The following is a 22,210-nucleotide window of genomic DNA, read 5'->3' as shown; positions in this document are numbered from 1 at the left end:
TTCCTCCTTACTCTGCATGTGTTCCAAAAGAAAAAGATGTATTATCCTGTTTCTTTGTACTGAATTTTGCTTTTACATCTGCTACCTTATTTTCTAAAGCACCAAACATAGCCTCTACCTGCTCCGCTGTATATTCATAGGCGGACCTGTTGGCAAGGTGTTCCAATCTTCCAATCGCATCAATCGCTTTGTTCATGCGGTATTTTCCAAAACGGATGAACTTCTCCGCTTTGGTTTCATTATTCTTTGCCGCAGGCTCCTCATCCTGTGTTCCGGCTCCGTTTACAGTTACATTTTCATTTACTTCATTCATGTTCGTATCCTCCATTTTCTGTGCTGTTACTTACTTCTTTTTGCAAACTCCAGCTTGACCTTATACTGTGAGCCTTTGATTTCCTTGCCATCTTTGGTATAGGAATAATCCTCAATTCCTTCTGGAATCAGGTAAGCATCGTAAGTGCCTTTCTTTCCCTTTAAACCCTTGACGAAAGTCTTTTTCCCCTCCAGCATACTCTTAATCTGCGTATCGGAAAGTACAGTCCCCATAGCCTTGCCGACATTCATACCACACTTACTTTTGCAGTAAGCTCCATATTTTCCCTTTACCACATCCCCGCCACATTTCGGGCATTTTCCAAGGGCTTCCTGTGCGCTCTGATTTCCTCCAAACATGGATTTCTGTTCGTCACTAATGCTGTGATAAGTCTGCACAAGGTTCTTTACCATATCCGCAATTCCATCCATAAATTCCTGCATGGAATACTCGCCCTTTGCTACAAGGGTAAGGGCATTTTCCCAATCAGCAGTAAGTTTCGGGGACTTCACCACATCCGGAAGCACCGTAATCAGCTTCATTCCATCCTCTGTTGGGATCATCTGCTTTTTCTCACGCTTCACAAAACCGTCCTTTACCAGCTTTTCAATGATGTCCGCTCTGGTGGCAGGTGTGCCAAGTCCTTTACGCTCCACATCATCTCCCATATCCTCACTTCCGGCTCGCTCCATTGCTGACAAAAGGGAATCTTCTGAAAGCTTTTGTCAAGGGGGTGCGTGGATATTTTTCATATTACTTACGCAGATTCTCTCTCTGCTTCTGCCTGAATAATGCGTTTCAACCTGTCCTCCGCAGTCAAACCGCTACTATGGTCAAAAAACACTTTGACTTTATAATTTGTTTTGCCTTGCTTAATCACAAAAACTCCATCCGGTTTGTTTTTCTCCGAATGGTTATTTTGGGTGGGTAGTGTACTGTTCACAATATTTGTCATACGATATTCCTCCTTAAATGAAAAAAGCCCGACAAGGAAAGGTCTGACAACGAAGTTCCGACAACGGACATCAGAAAACCTTTTTTCTTTATCGGGCGATACTATCTTTTTACTATTTCCTTTTTCTTTATAATATTGGTTGTCATGGTTGTCAGAGAGGGAAAAGTGCCGCAATATCAAGGCTTTCGGGATTTTTACCCGACAACCAGACCGACAACCGGCTCGACAACCGAAGCGACAACTGGCTTTTATTTTTGCTTCAACCATTCTTCCGGAAGCCCTAACTGTTCCATTTCCTCTGTCGGGATTTCTTGAAAACCATCCATGCTGTTGTCAGGCTCGTTGTCGTTCCTGATACGCTCCCAGCCTTTTTGTCTGCGGTAAGGCTCTGGAAAATACCTCGGATTGCTGAACGCCCTCCAGCCTGTGACAGCGTTATTCATAATGTCATTGATCTCTCGCAGTTCCCATTGTTTCGGTTCGTCATAATCATGCCCCAGTGCTTCTTTGTAAAGCTGTTTGGAGCAGACTATGCTGCCGGAATAGCGTTCCAGATAATCTAAAATCTGTCCTGCCTTTGTGTCCTCCGGCATAAAGTCCTTTTGGTGGGCTTTCAGATAAGCGTTCATAGCCGGACTGAATCTCAGACGGAAATTGCCGCTTCTGTAAATCTCCATAGCTTCTGCCCACATCTGATTGATATACTCTCTGGAAGCCTGTTCATCCGCCAAAATATGAACCTCAGCCCTTTCAGGATAGACCATAACCGGAACGAAGCGGCGGTTGCCTGTTCGGTCAAGGGGAAGAAAGTCAAGGGTATTAGAAGAACCTCCAAACACACATTGTCGTTTTCTGTCTGCCGGATGTGTTTCATAGGGTATCTTATAGGTTTCCTTTTGTCGGCTCAGAAAGGACTTGATTTCTTCAATGCTCTTAGCGTTGGCAGTTGCAATCATTTCCGACATTTCAATAATCCAATGCCCCTGCATTTTGCGGTACACATTTTCATCATCCAGCTTTTTCAAATCATCAGAGAACCAGTCATCATTGACCGCAAGCAAACGGAAGAAAGAGGACTTTCCGGCTCCCTGACCGCCTACAAGACAGAGCATTACCTCAAATTTACACCCCGGCTTAAAGGCTCGTGAGATAGCACCCAACAGAAACAACTTCAATGCTTCATAGGTGTAATCATCTGTATCAGAACCGAGAAAGCGGTGCAGACAGAAGCGTATGCGTTCCGTTCCGTCCCATTGCAAGGCATTGAGAAAATCACAGACAGGGTGGTAACGGTTTTCATTGGCAATAACCGCAACTGCGTCTATGATTTTCTTCTCTACGGTCAATCCATAGTTTTCTTCAAAATATAGGAGCAGATATTTCACATCCACATCCGTCAATGTCGGGCTGTCACGATACCAACCGAGGGGCTTCACAATGTCGATTCTTTCGGTCAGAAGATTTTTTCGGATAGCCCCTTTCAAAAGCGGGTCATATTGCAGAACACGCTTATAATTTGCGGCAGTATTATAAACCTTACCTTTCTCGCTCTGCTCTAAGCTGTTTCGGATTTCTTCTACTGTGCATGGTTCTGTCTGCTGACAGTTCTGCAATTCGCTGTTCAAGTTTTAACACCTCCTTTCTCTGTTCTGCCACAAGTGCTTTTCGTTCCTCCAATGAACCATACAGAAGAATATCAAGCAGATATTCGATATAGTTCTTCTTATGCAGTGCTTCTGCAAACAGGGGATTCCATTCCTCATCCGGCTGTTTAGGAGCGTATTTCTTTTCCCATTCTCTAAGAAGATGAAAATAATCCGTCAGCACCTTGTAGCAATGATTTTCTCCTTTTTGATACTTCTGTTCCGGTGTCGGCTCACGAATACGAGGGCGGACACTGGGCTTTTGTCGGCTGTCATAGTTAAGACCAAAATCTTCAGCAAGTTTGACAGCAGCTTCCCTCAGCCCGATACCGAATAGCTTCGCTGTGAGATCAACAGCGTCTCCGGTTGCTCCGCAGCCAAAACAGTAATAGCGTTCATCCAGCTTCATACTGGGGGACTTATCTGAGTGAAACGGACAGCACGCCATACCTGTGCGACCCACTTTCAAGCCATAGGCTTCTGCGGCTTGTCGGGCAGTAACATTTTCTTTTACAACTTCAAATACATTCATGTGACTCCTTTCCTGAAACGAAAAAAGCACCTGTCATTTTCAAAACGAAAACAGCAAGTGCCTTAGAGTTCCATATTTAATTTTAGGTGCAAAAAAGCAGGAGACCTTTTCAGATTTCCTGCTTAGCAAAGCTGTGAAGATTTAATTGTGGTTGGGTTGCCAGTTATACAAACTGGAAATTTTCTTTTTAGAATGAATTATTTAATTTCTACAATAGCACCATATTTCGTATGCGGAAGATATTGTACCTTTAAATAAGTATTTTTATCAATATACCTTGAAAATACTGTGATTTCGATTTCATCATCTTTAACTTTATCATATAGAAAAACACTTCTTCTTTCAGAAGATATATCTGCACCACCATGAGATTGTTCAGTTACATATCCTTCTGCATAACTATACTGTTTGTTTATGATGTAAGGCATATCTAAAACAAAATCTTTCAAATATAAGATTAAAAGAATAGCTACTATAACAAGAATGGTATTAGCCAATCGAAGAAATATTATATCATTTTTTCCAGTATATTCTTTTTTTATCGCTTCTTTATCAAAAAATATCGAATAGATAAGTTTTCTTTTTTTAATTAGATAGATAATGCAAGCAATTAACGCTATAACAAATAATGAAACTCTTATAAACAATCTAAATATAGCAAAATCCATAATATCATCCCCTTAAACTTCAAGTTTGTTGCTTACATTATACTTCATCAACCTAAAGAATGGAAGATTTTTTCTTGCCTCCCAAAGCAAAAGCACCTGTCATTTTCAAAACGAAGACAGCAAGTGTCTTAGAGTTCCACATTCTATTTTGAGTGCAAAAAAGCAGGAGAACTTTTCAGATTTCCTGCTTAGTAAAGCTGTGAAGATTTAATTGTAGTCAGTTTTTCTTATACCATCCGAAATTTATACTTTAATGTTCTCTCATAACAAAAATCAATTTTGTCCTCCAACAAAAATACCGTTTGGGGGATTATCCCATATAAAATTATCCTCAGCCACTTCGCTCTCCAATGCAATTTCAATTTTATACAAACCTACTGCCTTACTATCACTATCATTTTGACTATACATATAGAAATTCATGTGATACTTTTCGCTTGATGTAGATATATTATACATTCCGTCAAGTTCAATTATTTTTTTTCCGTGATCACTGTCACTTGAAGAGGCACAATCTCCTTCAAATGTTTGTATATCTCCTTTTAAATACTGAAACAATTCATTGCTTTTCACATCAATATTTTTGATATTTTTTCTACTATTTTCTGAAAATAGTTCTTTCAGTTTCTGCGTATCCTGTTTTCTACATGCTTCTATTATTTGCTCCATCATTTTATCTGCTTCCTCTTGTTCTGATGTAAACCAATCAGACATATATTTCTCTCTATTCATACATCCTCCTATACTAAAAATTATAATACAACAACTAATTATCGTTATAACCTTTTTCATAAAAATCTCTCCTCTTACCAAGTATATATTACCACTTTATTTAGTGTATCAAACTCAAACATTACAAAAAACACCAAGAAAACTAAGTGTTTAAACCATTTCATCTTATCCGCTCCTTTACTATTCCATATTTTGAATGAGGGAGATACTCAACTACTAAGTGTTCTCCTTGATGAATACCTGTACTATATACTATTACAGATTTTTCCTGTCCAGTATCATCCTTTATTGATATACTTCGCTCTTCTAGCCTTTCCTCATCACTATAATTCCAAGACTCTACTATTCCTTCTGTAACTGTATACTCTTGCTTGACTAACGTCGGAATATCTAATATAGCAGGAATAACTATGCAATAAACCATAAATATCAAACCTATCCCAGAAATAATTTTAATAATTTTATTAATATTTTTTTCGTGATTTCGTATCCAATCTCTGGTGTCACCAGGTGCCTGCTCCCATTTTATAAGTCTAACCTTCTTCCATATCCAATATAGGTATATTATTAAAAAGATAACTATAACTGTAACTTTTCCATACAAGCAAAGTAAAATTATTTCCATGAGAATTCCTCCTTCTACATTATCGGACACTCTATCATTTCATTTAATTTTTCCTCTCTTAGTAACTCCGAAAGCTTTTGTAAATATTCTGTAACATAAGAGATTTCTGTTTTTTCTAATGGTTTCTCTTTATCTTTTAGCCTTGATTTAGTAATAGGAATTAATGTATTCGTAACAAAATCCGGAAATGCAGAAATAGCTTCTAACGCAAAAAATTTCTTACTATCATTATACTTCATCAACCTAAAGAATGGAAGATATTTTCCTGCTCCCTAAAGCAAAAGCACCTGTCATTTTCAAAACGAAAATAGCAAGTGCCTTAAAGTTCCATATCCTGTTTTTTGCTTTTCGCCGGAATTGTCCGGCTGACTTCACGCTCTGCCATTTCCTTCTTCTTGCGGCTCAACTGCTCTATAATGGAACTTTTGGCTTTCTTCTTGATTTGCTCCGTTCCGGCTTTTTTGACCTCCGGTTTCATCAGCGTAGTTTGGATTTTCTGAATAGTTGATTTCATAGCATTTGTGATTCTGGCAATCACGCCATCCAATCGTTTCACTGCATACTCAACTTCTTTCTTTGAAGCCTTACGCTCAGGGGAGAGAACCCACGCCTTAGACTGCTCCACCAGCTTAATATCCTCCTTGTGCGTTTCCAGTTTTACAGTATCAGCAACGACCTCAACCGCCTTGTCATAGGCAATATCGGCAACCTCGTCCACCAAAGCTTCCACATCTTCAATCTTCATCGTGAGTTCTTCCAACTTTTGCTCCTGTGCTGCCAGTTGCTCCTTTTGCTTGAAAAGAATATAGTCCTGTTTTTCCAGATATGCACGACCACCATATTCCGGTTCTTCTTCCAGTTGTAAGCCATGCTTTTTCGCCACATCAAACAGCAGCACTCGGCAAGCTGAATCGAAAGTCATCTTGCGGTTGTTTTTTCTTCCGACTGGCTTCTCCGGTTCCGGCAGTTCAAACCCCAATGCTTCCAAAGCCTTTTCCTGTTGTGGGGCAATCTCTCCATATTGATTTTCACAGTCGAACACATGACGCTCGTGAATATGAGGGGTGCTTTCATCCAAGTGCAGCGCCCAATTCAGGATATGGACATGAGAGCCGAAACGCTCATTTACGATTTCCATAAATTCTGTGACAATCTCAATGAGCAGTTCCGGTGGAACATGATTATCAAGTGTTCCAATCTGATAGACCGTTTCCTCTGGACAGGTCTTTTTGCTTTTGAGTAAATCACCGGTTTCCTTATTCCTTTCAGGGTGTCGGTTCTTCACATTTCTTTCGTTTTGTCCGGTTACAAAATCACGATACCGCTGACGATAAAAAAGCTGTTCCACATCTTCAAAAGTGGCAGACAGCTCATTTTCCTTATCGGGATTTTTGAAATTGCAGAAGCCATTGTAACAGTCCCAATAGAGATTTTGTTTGGCTCGTTCTTCGTCAATGTGTTCGCTGTTGGCAATGTCAAAACTGCGGTCATTGTGCTTCGGATTATAAACGCCATTCTTTCCAGCTCGTCCATTGTGCCTTGTTAATTTCACATGAGTTCCTCCTTTTCTTTTTGATTTCCCCGACAGGGGAGAAGGGCAGCGAAGCTGATTCCTTGCGGCTTTCTGCGTCAAGTAATACCCAGTACTAAGTGGCGAAACGCCACTTAACTGGGCAAGGCTGCCGCCCTTGACCTGCACAGGGGTATTGCATTCCCTGTACCCATGCACAAAGGGTTGCACCCTCTGTACTCCCGCCCGAACAAACTGACTTCGCCCCGTCCCAAGCTCTGTCAGTTCCTTCGGTTTTACAAAACAGTCCACCGGACTATTTTGCAAAAAGAAAAACCGACGCATGATCGCTTTACGCTCAATACATCGGTTTCTTCATCTGACCTTAACGGTCATATTCAGTTGTGGCAGATTAGACAATTTGAAAAATTACTCTGGCATATCTACTGAATAACTTAGATTGTTTCCTCTCTTGTCGCTCTTTAAATCATCATAATACCATAGATACATCGTTCTGTCATATACATTGATTTCAATAACACCATCTGGCTTTTGACCTTCTACTTCTAATGAGTAAATTTCCTTATCATGTGCATAGCCAAAAACAAATCTGGTATCTGGATAATTTGGATTCAAGTCCTGTTGAAAATCACTTAATTTTAAAGATGAATGAATTAGTTCTGTAATATCAGATATAAGAATGCTATCCGCTTTAGTTGTAACCGGTGTAGCATTCATAAACGCATATTGTACAGTTGCTTCCTCCACCTGTTTTTTGCAGCGTGCCATCACAAAACCTTGAACGGGATCATTATCGCTTCCTGCCCGATAGAAAATCGTATCATACTGTTTGCCATTCCATATATGCAATATTTCATCAACATGATTAAGAAAATCTTCTGGAACAGAAAATTCTTCATTTTCAGCATTCAAAGGAGAATTCAAAATAGCTTCTTCGACAGAACTATAATATATGAGTTCAGAATCCTTTTTATCGTAATCACTCAAATTGAATTCGACATATGCATTGTCTTTATTGTCATCTTCCGGAACATAAGTATAACGACCATTTTCAATATGGTCATCATAATCAACAAACAGTCCAATACATATCAGCGCTGCAAAAATCAAAAAAACTATTCCTACAATGATTAGCAATATTTTCAAAAATTTTTTCATACAAAAGTCCACCTTCTTGCTTCATTTCAGTAAATTATATCATACCGATATGAACAATTCAATTCACGCTCTATCAAGTAGTTTTTTACTTACCTATAACGCACATTTCCGCAAAATCCATAGTCTCCGATACTTTCCTCACAGGCGATATACAGTCGGAATTCTGTCAGCTCATGAAATAAGAAAAACCGACGCATGATCGCTTTACGCTCAATACATCGGTTTCTTTATCTGACCTTGACGGTCATATTCAGTTGTGGCAGATTACAGGTAATCTACAAATTTCCCAAAACAAAATAGGATATTTATTTTTATTCTATTCAACTACATACCCATATTCTGTGTGTGGTAAATACCTTACAGTTATCTTATCTCCTAAATCGCTACCTGTTCCCCAATATTTTAATGAATGTTCTTCTCCAGTTTTCTCGTCTCTAATATGTATTCTTCTTTCACTATTAGAGTTTTCTCCTGACATTGCACCTTGTGTAACTTCTCCGGTAACTTCAACTAAATTGTTAGATAGTAAATAAGGTATATCCAAGCAACAAGGAACAGTTATAAATATACCGAGAATCAATAACCCAACAACTGCCATCACATTGATTATTTTTTCCCATTTTTGATATTTTATTTTTTCTTCTTCATTGACAGCCTTTCGTTTTATAAACTTCCCATTTTTCTTTCTATGCAAAACATACATAATTAAGACTATAAATGATACTATAATCACTCCAAAAGTTCTAAACATCAATAATGCCATAAATTTGTACTCCTTTCAAAGCGACACGCTATTTATTAACAGCTTTATCAGCTAATCTTTTATCTCCCCATGGCGTTTTCAGCATAGGCTCATTATCAATAATTCCTGCTCTTAAAATTTCAAGGGGTTTTTCTAATTGTAAGATGTTTTTATTATCTATAATAATAGCAGTTTGAAATTCCTCAAAACTTTCAAAAACTCTGTCTTGAAATATAAAAGATATATTTTCTTTACATTCCTCTGCGTTAGCAGGTAAAACACAGGAACCCATCACATATTTTTTCTCATTATAGGAAAACTCAATAAGAGTAAAAGCCATATCATTATCATAATCAGACTTGATAATTTCCATTAGATCTTTTGCTTCAATAATGAGCGTTGGCTTTTCATTTTTCTTAAAACCAAACATGAATAACACCTCCAAGAATTAACTTTATCTTATTTTTCATTATACTTCATCAACTTAACGAATGGAAGAAAAAATTTGTGTGCAGAGTTCCTGTTCAAGCCTTGTAACGCGCATTTATGCAAAATCCATAGTCACCGATACTTTCCTCACGGGTGATATACAGTCGGAATTCTGTCAGCTCATGAAATAAGAAAAACCGACGCATGATCGCTTTACGCTCAATACATCGGTTTCTTCACCTGACCTTAACGGTCATATTCAGTTGTCTAACATCGTACTGTTATAAAATCTATGTCATTTACGATTTTTCTTATGCTGATTTGCCCAGTAAGATTTTACAGGGATTCTTCTTCTCTCTATATCCTCCATAAATTCTTCTTTGTCAATATTACTATCAATGGTAAATAATTTTTCTCCATTTACATATACACGCATAGAACCTTTCTTTCTCTCGCAATAGGTAATGTCTTCAAAGTGAAAAGTTCTCTTTCTGCCAAAAGTTGAACGCCATGTGATTTCATCTCCGTTCACTTCCAGTTTCCACATTACCATATTGACTATTCCGCTTATGCCTACTAAAAAAAATATTCCAAATATACAAATGACAAACATATCTTCTTTTTCCCTAAGACTCATAGCCGTACAACAAGCAAAAAATATTGTACCTACGATAAATGCCACGACAAGGAATTTCTCTGTTTTTATTGTATAATGCGTTCTAATTATTCCCTTTTTCTGTTCTTCCTCTCGTTCTTTAGCTCTCTTTTGTTGAAGATTTACAAGATATTTCAAAAGAAGAAGTACAACTAAATAGGGACCTATTTGTGTAATTATATTAAAACACATTCGTAAAAAATCATTCATTTTGCCCTCCATAGTCCCAGATATATAAAAATGATTGTTTGAAATCGAGCATTAAAAACCTCAATTTTTCATATTTTATTATACTTCATCAACTTAAAGAATGGAAGAAAAAATTTTGTGTGCAGAGTTCCTGTTCAAGCCTTGTAACGCACATTTCTGCAAAATCCATAGTCCCCGATACTTTCCTTGCAGACGATAGGCAACGGTCAAAACATCAGGTCTGCACCTGACATTTTAACCGCATATCAGCCCTGATTATCACATTGTCCCTGCTGGCTGTTCAGCCCATGCTTTTTCGCATATTCGCTGGCTTTCTGTCTGCGTTCCTCACTGTAAGGCGGCAGGAAGCGGATAGACAGACGGGACTTTGCCAGCTCATAAGAAACACCGCCTTGAACATTGGATTTTTCCAGTCTGCAAAGGTCAGGGTACTTCTTAGCAAAAGCAGCCAACCTCTTTTTCAATCCGGCGTTGTGGGTGTAGATATTTGCCTTGTCCTCGCCCTCATTAAAGAGAACAATTGTTTCTTTCTCAATCTTCGTAAGTCTCGCCATAGCAGCCCTCCCTATGGTTTTTCAACACACGCAGCTTGCAGTAAAAGCAGCGATACCACCTTTCAACACCTTCAGCACTCAGCTTAACGGAAAGCATATAAAACAGCTTCTTCGCCACTGGATCGGGTGCAAGGGCAGCTACCATACGCAAACGCTCGACAGTTGCTTTCAGGTTCGGACAGCCAAAGGCATAAAGGGCTTCCATTTCATTCCGGTTCATCTTCATTGTGTTTTCCTCCTTAAAGTTTGATAAATGAAAAGCGACAGACACTTCATAAGGAAATACCTGTCGCTTCGTTTACGATATAAATTTGTTGGTTTTGGACTTGATAAAATCAGCAGTAAATCATTTCCTGTCTGATGATTTCTTCGGCTCGGTTACGAATAGAGTTCATGGACTGTACCCACAACATCTGATTGTCTGCTTTCATGGTTTCGGTCACACCCTCGGCTTGTTTCATCTGCTCAATGATAAGGCTGCATCTTTCCGTTGCCTGTTCGTCCAGGTCAGCAAGGTAAGTATGCAGTTCGCCGGATAAACAGAGGGCAGAGAACCTTGTAGGGCGGTACTGCTCCAAATATGTCCTGTGCAGTCTGCCCCACATACCGATAGGGCGGTGTTCCTCCGGTAGCTTCAAGTCCGGCACATAGTAATCGCCCACAAGAACATAGTCCAGACCGTTGCTTTTGTCATGGATTCGTGATTTCAATTCTGTCATGCTATTTTTTCTCCTTTCACTTTTTGCCGATTTGATTTGCTTGTGGCGTTCTGTTCAACACACACATTGCTATCAGAACTTTTTTCTTCTGCTATACGCTCATGCTCCGCAAATTCTTTTGATTTCTCACGAATCTTTTTCATATACTTACGATTGGATTCTCGTTTTCTGCGAAGTCGTTCCGCCTCTTTTTCAGCAGCAATCCTTTCTTCCTCTGTTGGTTCATGCTGCTCCACAGGTACTTGAAATTGCCCGACATAGTTAAGATATATCTCCACCTCTGTGGTGCGGTCTGCACCTTTTCCTTGTGGCTCGTGAACCAGAATTTTGTCGATAAATTCATTTATCATGGCAGGAGTAAGTTCTGTAATGTTCTCATACTTTTTAACCAGCTTTAGAAAACGCTCCACATTATTTTGACCGCCTATAATCCGTTGCATATCAGCGGTGTCAGTCTCAATAATCTTGTTTAGCTCGTTCTGCTCATTTTCATAATCAGTAAGCATACTCTGAAAAAGCCTGTCCGGCAATCTTCCAATCACGTTATCTTCATAGATTTTCCTGATAAGCATATCCAGTTCGTGAACTCGCTTCTGATTTCTTTCAATGCGTTTTTTTACAGTTTCAGAAACAGCAATATCTTTCATCGCCGATTCTTCTTGCAGAGAATAGACAAACTCCTGCTCATTCAAAGAAACATAATGGCAAGTCTCTTGTATGGTTTTCAGAATGATGCTTTTAAGTGCTTTTGTTGAAATATGGTGGCAAGTACAATGCCGGTCATACTTCTGATAAGCAAGATTATATGTGGAACATTCATAACAATCTGCCGGATTGGAATAACTTGTCCTTTTTTCGCCTTTGGCAGTATAGTATATTCTTTCTCGCCCTTTCCGCTGCCTGTGATTATACATCGGCGCACCACAATCAGCACAGTAAATCTTTCCGGTCAGAACATTAGGCTCGCCCATAGGATCTGCTTTTCTTACATTCTGTCTTAACTTTTGAGCAAGCAGCCATGTTTCTTCATCGACAATAGGCTCTTGTGTATCATCAAAAACCACCCAATCTTCCTTATCTGCCCTTTTCGTCTTTTTGTCCTTATAGGAATTTTTGAATGTCCTGAAATTGACAGTCTTTCCGATATACTCTGGTCGGGCAATCAGAGTAGTAACCTGATTTCCTCGCCACATATACGGATTTTCTTTGTCATAGTTGCTTGCATGATTTCCAAGTCCCTTTTTGCCAAGATAATAAGATGGTCTTTCAATTTTTTCTTCTGAAAGTTCTCTTGCTATCTGATAAGGTCCTTTTCCCTCAATAGTCATGCGATAAATTCTGCGGACTACTTCAGCAGCTTCTTCATCAATAATCCAATGGTCGGGGTTTTCGGGGTCTTTCAAATAGCCGTATGGTGGGATATTACTTGTATGAGCGTTGCCGGAAGAACCTCTGGATTTCAGTACAGCTTTAATTTTCTTACTTGTGTCCCTGACAAACCACTCATTCATGATATTCAGAAAAGGGGCAAACTCACTGGTTTCTTGACGGTCACTGTCAATACCATTATTGATTGCTATAAATCGAACTTCCTTTTCTCTAAACAGAATGTCAGTGAAAAAACCTACTTGCAGATGATCTCTGCCGATTCTGGACATATCTTTGCAGATACAGGCAGTGATTTCTCCGTTTTTAACACCTTCAACAAGTCTGTTCCATGAAGGTCTGTCAAAGGTCGCTCCACTCCAACCATCATCGGTAAAATGAACAAGATTCGTAAAACCATGTTTCATAGCATAATCTTCAAGCATTTGCTTTTGATGAACTATACTGTTACTCTCTCCAGCATTATCATCATCACGAGACAGTCTTTCATACAAAGCAGTAATGCCATTGCTTTTATCTTTTTTTCTTCTCATGCTGAACTCCTTTCTTCAATTCCTATCCACTCCTTACGCTCACAAAATATCACATCCGTAAAGTGCTTCGGCGGTGTGGTATAATGCTCGCTAATCTTCGTCTGTACCCCGTCAAAGGTCTGCCCCTCGGAAAGCTCCGGCAGTTTCTTATCCTCCTGCTCCTTATCTTCCGTTGTCTTAAAAGAACGCTTAAAGGCATCCTCAAAATCTTTCCATCCGTTTTTTAAGACCGACTTGCCGGAAGTGACAAAGGTGTATCCCCCACAGGAAAGCTCTGCCTTGACTGTTTCATAAAGATATTTCTCCCCCGTAGCACACAGCAGTCTGTTGGCCACAAGGGATAAAATTTTTCGCTCCGTTTCCGGCAGGGCTGCAAGGTCAGCTTTGGCAATCTCCATTGTGGGGATAATCGCATGGTGGTCTGTGACCTTTTTGCTGTTTAACACTCGCTTAATATCCGGATTGAACATCCTATTTTCCTCAAACAATATGGAACCAAAAATTGCTTCAATCACATTTCCGGCGGTCTGCTCCATATCGTCAGACAAATACTGGCTGTCCGTTCTCGGATAGGTACACAGCTTCTTTTCATAAAGGCTCTGGGTGTACTCCAAAGTCTGCTTTGCTGTAAAACCGAATAGACGGTTGGCATCTCTCTGAAGCGTGGTAAGTTCATAGAGCTTCGGTGGTGCCACCGTCTTTTCTTCCTTTGCCACAGATGTAACAAGAGCCTGTCCGTTCAGACAAGCTCCTGCCACATTTTCTGCTTCTGTTTTATTGTCAATCCTCTCTGTGACTGCATCCACGCCACCGCAGAGGATATGAGCCATAAAATACTGCTCTTTCTTGAAATTCATAATCTTTGCTTCACGCTCTACAAGCATGGCAAGAGTAGGTGTCTGTACCCTGCCCACCTTTAACACCTTGCCGCCATATAAAACGGTAAAAAGCCTTGTACCGTTGATACCCACAAGCCAGTCCGCTTCCTGTCTGCAAAGCGCAGAATGATATAAGTGATCGTAGTCACTTCCCGGCTTTAAATTCTCAAAACCTTCCCTTATGGCACTTTCCTCCATAGATGAAATCCATAAGCGTTTCATGGGTTTGCTGCATCCCGCCTGTTCATACACCAAACGGAAGATAAGCTCTCCTTCCCGTCCTGCATCTGTGGCACATACCACGCTGTCTACTCTTGTATCATGCATCAGCTCCTTTAATACCCTGTACTGAGCAACCGTGTCTTTCTTGACCTCATGCTGCCAATGCTCCGGTATCATAGGCAGGCTGTCGTAGGTCCACTTTTTCCATGCATCAAAATAGGCATCCGGCTGTGCCAACTCAACCAGATGCCCCACACACCATGAAACGATAGAACCGTTTCCCTCCATGTATCCGTCTTTTCTCTCATCTGCACCAAGCACCTTGGCAATTGACTGTGCCACACTTGGCTTTTCTGCTATCACTAACTGCATTATTCTTCCTCCTGTTCCTCAAAGAAATCATCATCCGAACTTCCCTCTGATTCCTCATCTTCGTTCTCATATTCTTCGTTATCTTCCTCGTCCTCATCTTCATCCTCGATGAAATCCTCTTTCTTTTTGCGTACTACTTTGAAATAATACGCACCTCCGATTACTGCCACTGCAAGACCTCCCATAAGGATATAGGAAATCATAGGATTTGCCTGCTCTTTAACCTCCGTTTCTTCCGGTTCCTCGGTGCTTTCTGTATCTTCTTCGGTTCCCTCTGTATCTTCCGCAGCTTCCTCCTGCTTATTTTCCTGTTCTGCATTATTATTTGGCAATGCACTTTCAGAAGTCGGGATTGAAGACTCTAATGCGGCGGAGTTTTTCGGTAAGGTCTCACTGTTATCAGATGTGGTATTCAGCAAGTCATTTTCCGTAATCTCTGTCAGAAAATAGACCATTTCTTCCTCACCATCCCTGTCGATAATCAGATAAAACACCTTGTCCGACGCTGTCTGAATGGTATAAAATTCCTTGCCCTGCCCGGACTGCTTACTCTCCTTATCCTCATTCTCTCCTTTCTCCGAAGCATCCGCTTCCGCCATTGCCTGCTTTTTCTGCTCCGCAGGACTTGTCTGTGAAGTGGTATTTCCATCACTGTCTGTCTTTGTATGCTCTGTTACGGTTCCCGTGGCACTTCCCGGCTTGGTAGCTTCTGCATTGACCGGAAGCTGTTCTGCCGGATTTTCATCACTTTCATCTGCCGGGTCTTTATAGTATGGATTTTTCGTCTTGTAGACCTCCGACATATTTCCGGCATTGTCCATTGCTGAAATGGTAAAATACTCATACCCCGCATCAAATTGCTGCAGGCGGATATTCAAAGTTCCGTTTGTAAGGTCTGTAAATTCATATCCGTTGACATAGACTGCTTTTGCTCCGGAATCCGTATCATGTACCTGCACACTCAAAAGTCCGTCACTGACCGCAGCATTAAGCGTAGGCTTTGTGGTATCAATACATTTGATTGAACGGCTTCTCTCATAGGTATTTCCCTTCTGGTCAGTGACCTGCACATACACCGTACAGTTTTCAGAAACCTCCAGCTTTCTGTCCTCTGTCACATCCGTCCAGCTTCCATTCTGTCCTACCTTTGCCTGTATTTTTGCAATTTCAAAATTTCCTGTGTGTGCCACATCCGCAACTGTAAATGTCACGGTTGCTTTGTCATTATGCCATCCATCCGGCTGATTGATCTGGATTGTGACATTCGGCTTTTTATATGCACAGAGCTTATAATCCTTCACGCATACTTCGCAATTATGGTCATATTCATACGCACCACATTTATCCTCACAGGTACATTCCGGTTCTTTAGTGTCATTTCCAGATACCGTACCTTCCTCTGTACTGCTTTCTGTCTCATGTTCTGAACTGTTTTCTTCAGAACCGCTTTCCGTTTCCGGCTCTGTATCATTCTCGGTTCTGTTTTCCTCAGAACTACTTTCCGGCTCTGTATCCTCCGCATGAACACTCACTGCATAATTCCCGTTCATGGCAAATCCCAAAGCGGGCATACAAAATAAAACTGCTGATAAAATAAGCGATATCACCGCCTTAGATGATAGTTTCATTTTTTTCATGGCTTACTGCCTCCTTTTCTGATTGTTGTGTCTGTTCTTCCTGTTCCTTTTTCTTTAACAGATGAAGGATTTCTTCCTCACTGACTTTGTTCAGTAAAATCAGCCTTTCCAGAGAGATTTTATTTTTCTCAATGAATTTCATCTTCTCCGCATCCTCCGCCATCTGTAACTGCTCCTCTAAGTCCTTCTGCCTTGCCTGCAATCCTGCAAGCTGCTCCCGGACCTTCAGAAGCTCTTTTTCAATTCTTTCCTTTGTCATTTATCCTCACTTCCTGCTTTTAATTTAATCTTCCAAAACTGTAGAAATGGCTCTGCCAGTATGGTGTATTGATAGAAGCATATTTGATTGGGTCACCGCAGTGTATCATCACACCGTTTCCGCAATAGATACCTACATGGCTGACAGGTCCCGGTGAATTGTAAGTACCTGTAAAAAAGATAATGTCCCCTGCCTTGGCATCTGCCGCTGACACCGGAGTACACTGGTCATATATGCCCTGTGCTGTGGTTCTTGGCAGATTATGTACGCCGCTGTTGGTAAATACCCAGCATACAAAGCCGGAACAGTCAAAGCTTGTAGACGGAGAAGAACCGCCCCAAACATACGGATAGCCAAGATATCTTGCCGCTTCTTCCATAAGTGCCTGTACTGTCGCATCATCATAGGAATCCGGTGGTATGACACTTCCCGGCGAACCGCCACCGCCCGGAGTTTCTCCATAAAGAGTTCCCTCACCCACATCAAAGTAAAATAACGGGTTATAATACTCCCCGTTATACAAACACTCGATATGAAGGTGGCTTCCGGTACTGCTTCCCGTATTTCCCGTTGTTCCTATGGTTGTTCCGTGTGTAACAGTCTGTCCGGCACTGACACTTAATGTATCCATGTGTGCATACTTGGTGCAGTAACCATTGCTGTCCTCTATCACAACATAATTACCATAAGAAGCATCATAGGTTGCTGTTGTAACCGTTCCATCCATCGCTGCCAGCACGGTTGTCCCTGTGGGCACCGCTATATCCACACCACGGTGAAACTGTTCCTGCCCTGTGACCGGATTGATACGGTAGCCGTAATAACTCGACACATAGCTATACCAATACAGATTGAGCGGTGTATAAAACTGCTGTGTCAGTCCATGGGTTTCATTGTAAAGAGCATAGATTTCTTTCTGCTCCTCATTCATGTGTCCGGCTACCACCACACCTAGGTCGGTGGCTGTCAGTGTTACTTCAAGTATGGTTACAGTGTATTCTTCCTCCGTCTCCTCACCCGTTTCCGGATCTGTTACAGTCCTTGTCCTTGTTTCCGTCGTAGGATTTAAGGTCAGCTCATACATTTCTTCAAAAAGGCTTTCTATCTCACTTTGCACTTCACTTGCCGTAAATTCCGTATGTACTGCCGACAGATAACTGATTAAAATAAACGGATCATGCCCTATGGCATCCAGATTGTAGCGGTATTCGTCATAATCCGGATAGTCCGTTTCTATGTTATTGATTTCTTTCTGCAATTCCATTTCCAGCTCGGAAAACGCCAAGTCCGCAGCATCAATCTCCGCCGGAACACTCATATAGCTTCCTGCCAGTGTGGTACTCATACCATCTGAGAACATCGCCCCACAGGACGATATGGCTGTCATGATCATAATCAGAATCAGTGCAAAGATACCGATTGTTACCAGAAGCGAAACATTCCTGCTGGCTATCTCCTGCATTTTCTTGGCAACCTTGGTAACAAAACTGGCTGATTTTGCAGCCGCTTCCTTTGTATTCTTTGCTGCCTGTCCTGCCCGCCTTGCCTTTGCATACTCCCGCTTGATCCGCTGTTTCTGCAATCGTTTCTGCATCTGCTTTTTCAGGGTCTTTTCCTGCATATCCGGATTTTCTTCCAAAAACTTCTGATACCGGAAATTGACCTCTTTCTTAAACTGCTTTTTCTCCAGCCTTGCGACTTTCTCTTTCTTCCTTTGCAATCCGCTTTTATGGTTGCGTTTCACAAAATAATAGACATCCTCTGCTGTCTGCTCCGTCTTATGTGCTCCTTCCACGGCAGAATTTTCTTTCTCCACTTCGGCAACCTTGCCATGGGTAAAATTGGAATATTCTGCACCTACCCTGCCTGCAACCACTTTTACCGGACTATCCGGTTTGAATTGCTTTTCTTTTTCCACAGCAGTCAGCACATACTTTGCTTTTCCTGTCTTTTCATCAAAGACACGCTCAAAGGAATACTCCTTTTTCTTAGGTATCTTCTTTCTTGCAGCTTCGGTCTTTTTCCCGGCTTTCTCTGCCTTATTTTGCAGTCTGTCTAATTTTTTGCTTCCATGAAACTCCGGTTCCATCCCTTCCGTAAAGGTTTTGTCCTTCGTCTGGAAATCACGTTCAAAATCAGATTGTTTTGTACGTTCCCTGTTCTGATACTCCCATCTGTGGTATTTTCCTTTTTTCTCGGATTGGTGGTAGGTATCCCTGCGGTGGTAATCATCCTTTTGCTGATGTTCCTCCTGCTCCCTGTCACCATCCTCCGTAAAAGTATTGTTTTCCTGCGAAAAATCGCTTTTCCTCTTACTGTCCGCATCCGTATTCTCAGACTTCAAATTCTTCTGCTCTGCGGAAGGATTTTCACTGTGTCCAAAAGTGTCCTGCTTCTGATACTGCTTTTTATTTCTGCGTTTTGTTGACAGCCCTGACTTCTGGACATTCTGTCCAAAAGCTTCAGACTGTTCCTGTTTCAGAACATCTCCGGAAGTGTCATTTGCATCTCTTGGCTGATGTGTCCCGGAATGCTTATGCTGTACTTTTTTCGAAGCAGTTCCCTTTTCGGAACCACCTTTAGAAAAAGCACTCTTATCCCTTGCAAACCCAGCCGACTTGTCTTTTTTATTCTCTGCCACTAATCAACATCCTCCTGTTTTACACTTTCTTCCGGTTTGGTATTCATAATCGCATAGGTCTTTGTGTCTGTCGGGTATTTATCCACAAAAGGAATCACCACGTTATCAAACAGAATCAGACCGGAACCCGGCTCTGAATTGGTCACATGGGAAAGCTGTTTTTCCGAAAGCCCCAGCTTATCTGCAAGTATCGCCTGATCCTTTGCATTCTGATTCAGCAGATAAACAAAATCGGAGTTACCAAGAATACCCTCGATTTCCTCCGACTTTAAGAAGTCGCCCACATTCTGTGTCAGACCTGTCGGAATACCGCCCCATTTTCTGAAACGCTTCCAGATTTCCACCGAATAAATGGCAGTCTGCCTCTCCTTTAGAAGAAGGTGGAACTCATCACAGTAATAACGGGTAGCAATTCTTCTCTCCCTGTTCTGTGACACCCTGTTCCATACGGCATCCTGTACGATGAGCATACCCAGCTCTTTCAACTGGTTTCCCAAATCCCTGATATCAAAGCACATGATACGATTCTTACTGTCCACGTTAGTGCGGTGATTAAAATAATTCTGCGAACCATGAACATACAGTACAAGGGAATTGGCAATACGCTCTGCTTTCGCATTCTTATGGTCTAAAAGGGCATTATACAAATCCTCAAGGATAGGCATATTCTCCGGCACCGGGTTTTCAAAATAGGCATCATAGATATGACGGATACATTCGTCAATGATACCTTTCTCATCATTCTCCAGACCGTCCTTTCCTCCGGCAATCAGATCACACAGGGTAATGATAAAATCACTCTTTAATTTCAGAGCTTCCTTATCCCCCTTGTGGCTTAACTGAATATCCATCGGGTTCAGATAGTCTTTGGAATTGGTTGCCAGCTTTACCACCTGCCCATGCAAAGCTCCCACAAGGGCAAAATACTCGCCCTCAGGGTCACAGATAATCACATCATCCCTTGTCATAAGAAAGCAGGATAAAATCTCCCTTTTTGCACTAAAGGACTTACCACTACCGGGTGTTCCTAAAATTACTCCGTTTGGTGTACGAAGTCGCTTTCTGTCTGCCATGATCATGTTGTTTGACAAGGCATTTAAACCATAGTAGATTGCCGGTGCAGGCATGAATAATTCCTGCGTACAGAACGGCACAAGAATAGCGGTACTCTTTGTGGTAAGCACACGCTCAATTCCCGTATCATTGCATCCAATCGGTGCGGAAGCCATAAGCCCCTGTTCCTGTAAATACTGCAAACATCTTAAATTACAGTTTGCCTGCTGGATAATGCCGGACACCCTCTGCGTAATATTTTCAAGCTCCCTTTTGCTCCTGCCGTAACAGGTAATAAGGAAAGTCATTTTAATAATCTTCTGGTTACTGGTGTTCAGATCGTCAAGCAGCTCCAGCGTATCCTTTTCATAAGTGATAATATCCGTAGGAAGAATATCCATGTCATATCCACTTCGGACTGCCTTTTTCTGCTCCTCAATTTTCATCTTCTGAATATTGGTCAAAGCACCCTTTAACATCTTGATTGCCTTGACCGGGTCCATTGTCTGCATATGCATGGTAATAGTCAGGTTATCATCAATATCAAGGAGCTTCTTTAACAGTTCATCATTAAAACGTGGTGCAATGATATCCAGATAATGGACACTGCCATACATCTTTCCTGCCTTAAACCGGCTCGGATAACGGAAGTCAAAGCCCGGCGGTGCAATGTAATCCTTTACGCTCTTACCGGACTCTGCCAGCTCCTTAAATGAAAAACGGAAAGGCTCCATGGTATCCTGATTAAAATACTCATGCAGGATACGCAGACGTTCCTTTCCGTCAAGGCTTTTGGCGTGGGTCCCAAGGTTTAATAAGTTTTTGATAACATCCTTTTCAATGTTATTCAGTTTTGATTTCGCTTCCTTATATCCCTTACACTCCGTACCAAAAATAAGATATTTTGATTTAATGATACCGTTGTTGCCCTTTGCAGCCTGATTCTTTAACATTTCCGTATATTCCTCACGGATATCGTCAAAATCATCTCCCTGCAAAGGAATGTCAAACTGGTCTATCAGCGTCTGCTCGTTGACCTGCCTGTTAAATAAAAACAGCTCAAACCAGATAGACGGGTCAAAATAATTGATGAGCTTGCTGTACTCCTCTAAAATTTCCCCCTGGTCCTCTATTTCCAGAAGGTCATAATTTATATCATAAAATTCCACCATTTTTGTGTAGAACTCAGATGTCACCTGACAGATACCATCACGGAACATCTTTTTAAAAGTAATGGTGTTCTGTGCCGTAGTTGGCTTTTCCTGTTCCTTATGGTTTCCTGCAAGAGTACGCTGAAGCTCTTTTAGCCTTTTCTTTTCAGAAAAACTTAAGCCCGCTTTAGGCTTGGTATTTTTCCCTTTACTGACCTGCGGTTTTGCCTTTGGCTTTTGCTTCAAGGTAACGCACCTCCTTCTTCATTTTCTCCTGTTCCTCTAACTGATTGTAGAGATTTTCTGATTTATAGGGGCGTATTCCCGGTGTGAGGAATTTCTGCCTTATCATAAAGTACAGAATCTTTTCTGCCGGAAAGCCGTCCTTTTCGTACATTGCCAAAAAGAAAAACGGCAGCATGACAGCCACCATGATCAGTGCGGATGCCTGTGTCCCAATGATATCTTTGGTACAGATATAAAAAGGAATCCCAACCGCACCTGCCGCACCAAAACAGATGAGCTGGCGTTTTGTCAGATTCATTGCCACCTTTGTCTTGATGCCGCTTAAATTCTTCGGCACTGCGACTGATATTGCCATAAACAGCCTCC

23 protein-coding genes are annotated in these 22,210 nt (G+C 41.2%); all 23 read right to left on the bottom strand.

The features are described from left to right. Positions 1-7: 7 nt before the first annotated feature. Positions 8-313 carry a hypothetical protein gene (locus ACXMYH_RS05540; RefSeq protein WP_486555654.1) on the bottom strand — a complete coding sequence of 102 codons (306 nt, stop codon included), beginning with the start codon at positions 311-313 and terminating at the stop codon, positions 8-10. 26 nt (positions 314-339) lie between these two features. Next, positions 340-1,005, bottom strand: coding sequence for a DNA topoisomerase (locus tag ACXMYH_RS05535; RefSeq protein WP_431835029.1), 666 nt, complete (start codon positions 1,003-1,005; stop codon positions 340-342). Between the two features lie 65 nt (positions 1,006-1,070). After that, positions 1,071-1,268 (bottom strand): hypothetical protein, encoded by a 198-nt coding sequence (locus ACXMYH_RS05530; protein ID WP_003864557.1) that lies wholly within the window; start codon positions 1,266-1,268, stop codon positions 1,071-1,073. A gap of 248 nt (positions 1,269-1,516) precedes the next feature. Continuing rightward, positions 1,517-2,881: a virulence-associated E family protein gene (locus ACXMYH_RS05525; RefSeq protein WP_029677266.1), complete on the bottom strand. Its 1,365-nt coding sequence runs from the start codon at positions 2,879-2,881 to the stop codon at positions 1,517-1,519. Further along, positions 2,805-3,443, bottom strand: coding sequence for a CHC2 zinc finger domain-containing protein (locus ACXMYH_RS05520; protein WP_003864559.1), 639 nt, complete (start codon positions 3,441-3,443; stop codon positions 2,805-2,807). Before ACXMYH_RS05520 ends, ACXMYH_RS05525 begins: the two co-directional genes overlap by 77 nt. 197 nt (positions 3,444-3,640) lie before the next feature. Continuing rightward, positions 3,641-4,111, bottom strand: a complete 471-nt coding sequence (locus ACXMYH_RS05515) for a hypothetical protein (RefSeq protein WP_008394496.1) — start codon at positions 4,109-4,111, stop codon at positions 3,641-3,643. 273 nt (positions 4,112-4,384) lie between these two features. Further along, positions 4,385-4,843 carry a DUF5104 domain-containing protein gene (locus ACXMYH_RS05510; protein ID WP_486555653.1) on the bottom strand — a complete coding sequence of 153 codons (459 nt, stop codon included), beginning with the start codon at positions 4,841-4,843 and terminating at the stop codon, positions 4,385-4,387. A 160-nt stretch (positions 4,844-5,003) separates the two neighbouring features. Further along, a complete protein-coding gene (locus ACXMYH_RS05505) occupies positions 5,004-5,468 on the bottom strand; it encodes a hypothetical protein (RefSeq protein ID WP_050006300.1) in 465 nt (154 codons plus the stop codon). Between the two features lie 319 nt (positions 5,469-5,787). Then, complete coding sequence (locus tag ACXMYH_RS05500; RefSeq protein WP_334302885.1) at positions 5,788-7,020, bottom strand: plasmid recombination protein; 1,233 nt, start codon at positions 7,018-7,020, stop codon at positions 5,788-5,790. 387 nt (positions 7,021-7,407) lie between these two features. Continuing rightward, a complete protein-coding gene (locus tag ACXMYH_RS05495; RefSeq protein ID WP_256167916.1) occupies positions 7,408-8,157 on the bottom strand; it encodes a hypothetical protein in 750 nt (249 codons plus the stop codon). Between the two features lie 316 nt (positions 8,158-8,473). Then, entirely contained in the window at positions 8,474-8,920 is a 447-nt protein-coding gene (locus ACXMYH_RS05490; protein ID WP_003023134.1) for a hypothetical protein, read from the bottom strand. Positions 8,921-8,948: 28 nt separating this feature from the next. Next, on the bottom strand, positions 8,949-9,329 hold the full coding sequence (locus ACXMYH_RS05485) for a hypothetical protein (RefSeq protein WP_003023131.1): 381 nt from the start codon (positions 9,327-9,329) through the stop codon (positions 8,949-8,951). 294 nt (positions 9,330-9,623) lie between these two features. Continuing rightward, the gene (locus ACXMYH_RS05480; RefSeq protein ID WP_009255109.1) at positions 9,624-10,193 is read right to left on the bottom strand and encodes a DUF6560 family protein; all 570 of its coding nucleotides are present in this window, start codon (positions 10,191-10,193) and stop codon (positions 9,624-9,626) included. Between the two features lie 245 nt (positions 10,194-10,438). Beyond that, a complete protein-coding gene (locus ACXMYH_RS05475) occupies positions 10,439-10,747 on the bottom strand; it encodes a hypothetical protein (protein WP_003864565.1) in 309 nt (102 codons plus the stop codon). Further along, positions 10,725-10,973, bottom strand: coding sequence for a hypothetical protein (locus ACXMYH_RS05470; RefSeq protein ID WP_006573544.1), 249 nt, complete (start codon positions 10,971-10,973; stop codon positions 10,725-10,727). Before ACXMYH_RS05470 ends, ACXMYH_RS05475 begins: the two co-directional genes overlap by 23 nt. 109 nt (positions 10,974-11,082) lie before the next feature. Further along, a complete protein-coding gene (locus tag ACXMYH_RS05465; RefSeq protein WP_005930786.1) occupies positions 11,083-11,466 on the bottom strand; it encodes a TnpV protein in 384 nt (127 codons plus the stop codon). After that, positions 11,463-13,385, bottom strand: a complete 1,923-nt coding sequence (locus tag ACXMYH_RS05460) for a DUF4368 domain-containing protein (RefSeq protein WP_486555652.1) — start codon at positions 13,383-13,385, stop codon at positions 11,463-11,465. The genes ACXMYH_RS05465 and ACXMYH_RS05460 overlap by 4 nt, the downstream gene beginning before the upstream one ends. Beyond that, a complete protein-coding gene (locus ACXMYH_RS05455) occupies positions 13,382-14,857 on the bottom strand; it encodes a DNA topoisomerase (protein WP_486555651.1) in 1,476 nt (491 codons plus the stop codon). Before ACXMYH_RS05455 ends, ACXMYH_RS05460 begins: the two co-directional genes overlap by 4 nt. Continuing rightward, positions 14,857-16,428, bottom strand: a complete 1,572-nt coding sequence (locus ACXMYH_RS05450) for a CD1107 family mobile element protein (RefSeq protein WP_486555650.1) — start codon at positions 16,426-16,428, stop codon at positions 14,857-14,859. Before ACXMYH_RS05450 ends, ACXMYH_RS05455 begins: the two co-directional genes overlap by 1 nt. 40 nt (positions 16,429-16,468) lie before the next feature. Continuing rightward, positions 16,469-16,753, bottom strand: a complete 285-nt coding sequence (locus tag ACXMYH_RS05445; RefSeq protein ID WP_066548945.1) for a cell envelope biogenesis protein TolA — start codon at positions 16,751-16,753, stop codon at positions 16,469-16,471. Positions 16,754-16,772: 19 nt separating this feature from the next. After that, positions 16,773-19,394 (bottom strand): CD1108 family mobile element protein, encoded by a 2,622-nt coding sequence (locus tag ACXMYH_RS05440; RefSeq protein ID WP_486555649.1) that lies wholly within the window; start codon positions 19,392-19,394, stop codon positions 16,773-16,775. Beyond that, the gene (locus tag ACXMYH_RS05435) at positions 19,394-21,844 is read right to left on the bottom strand and encodes a VirB4-like conjugal transfer ATPase, CD1110 family (protein ID WP_486555648.1); all 2,451 of its coding nucleotides are present in this window, start codon (positions 21,842-21,844) and stop codon (positions 19,394-19,396) included. Before ACXMYH_RS05435 ends, ACXMYH_RS05440 begins: the two co-directional genes overlap by 1 nt. Next, positions 21,807-22,199, bottom strand: coding sequence for a PrgI family protein (locus ACXMYH_RS05430; protein WP_486555647.1), 393 nt, complete (start codon positions 22,197-22,199; stop codon positions 21,807-21,809). The genes ACXMYH_RS05435 and ACXMYH_RS05430 overlap by 38 nt, the downstream gene beginning before the upstream one ends. Positions 22,200-22,210 lie beyond the last annotated feature (11 nt).

Source organism: Pilosibacter sp. NGB245 (assembly GCF_057397225.1).
This window is presented reverse-complemented; position numbering and strand designations above follow the sequence as displayed.

Coding starts and splice junctions, on each gene's coding strand:
- ACXMYH_RS05505 (WP_050006300.1), bottom strand. CDS start 5,468: ATGGAAATAATTTTACTTTGCTTGTATGGAAAAGTTACAGTTATAGTT.
- ACXMYH_RS05540 (WP_486555654.1), bottom strand. CDS start 313: ATGAATGAAGTAAATGAAAATGTAACTGTAAACGGAGCCGGAACACAG.
- ACXMYH_RS05530 (WP_003864557.1), bottom strand. CDS start 1,268: ATGACAAATATTGTGAACAGTACACTACCCACCCAAAATAACCATTCG.
- ACXMYH_RS05515 (WP_008394496.1), bottom strand. CDS start 4,111: ATGGATTTTGCTATATTTAGATTGTTTATAAGAGTTTCATTATTTGTT.
- ACXMYH_RS05495 (WP_256167916.1), bottom strand. CDS start 8,157: ATGAAAAAATTTTTGAAAATATTGCTAATCATTGTAGGAATAGTTTTT.
- ACXMYH_RS05535 (WP_431835029.1), bottom strand. CDS start 1,005: ATGGAGCGAGCCGGAAGTGAGGATATGGGAGATGATGTGGAGCGTAAA.
- ACXMYH_RS05450 (WP_486555650.1), bottom strand. CDS start 16,428: ATGCCCGCTTTGGGATTTGCCATGAACGGGAATTATGCAGTGAGTGTT.
- ACXMYH_RS05510 (WP_486555653.1), bottom strand. CDS start 4,843: ATGAATAGAGAGAAATATATGTCTGATTGGTTTACATCAGAACAAGAG.
- ACXMYH_RS05470 (WP_006573544.1), bottom strand. CDS start 10,973: ATGAAGATGAACCGGAATGAAATGGAAGCCCTTTATGCCTTTGGCTGT.
- ACXMYH_RS05445 (WP_066548945.1), bottom strand. CDS start 16,753: ATGACAAAGGAAAGAATTGAAAAAGAGCTTCTGAAGGTCCGGGAGCAG.
- ACXMYH_RS05490 (WP_003023134.1), bottom strand. CDS start 8,920: ATGGCATTATTGATGTTTAGAACTTTTGGAGTGATTATAGTATCATTT.
- ACXMYH_RS05485 (WP_003023131.1), bottom strand. CDS start 9,329: ATGTTTGGTTTTAAGAAAAATGAAAAGCCAACGCTCATTATTGAAGCA.
- ACXMYH_RS05430 (WP_486555647.1), bottom strand. CDS start 22,199: ATGGCAATATCAGTCGCAGTGCCGAAGAATTTAAGCGGCATCAAGACA.
- ACXMYH_RS05465 (WP_005930786.1), bottom strand. CDS start 11,466: ATGACAGAATTGAAATCACGAATCCATGACAAAAGCAACGGTCTGGAC.
- ACXMYH_RS05480 (WP_009255109.1), bottom strand. CDS start 10,193: ATGAATGATTTTTTACGAATGTGTTTTAATATAATTACACAAATAGGT.
- ACXMYH_RS05460 (WP_486555652.1), bottom strand. CDS start 13,385: ATGAGAAGAAAAAAAGATAAAAGCAATGGCATTACTGCTTTGTATGAA.
- ACXMYH_RS05475 (WP_003864565.1), bottom strand. CDS start 10,747: ATGGCGAGACTTACGAAGATTGAGAAAGAAACAATTGTTCTCTTTAAT.
- ACXMYH_RS05520 (WP_003864559.1), bottom strand. CDS start 3,443: ATGAATGTATTTGAAGTTGTAAAAGAAAATGTTACTGCCCGACAAGCC.
- ACXMYH_RS05455 (WP_486555651.1), bottom strand. CDS start 14,857: ATGCAGTTAGTGATAGCAGAAAAGCCAAGTGTGGCACAGTCAATTGCC.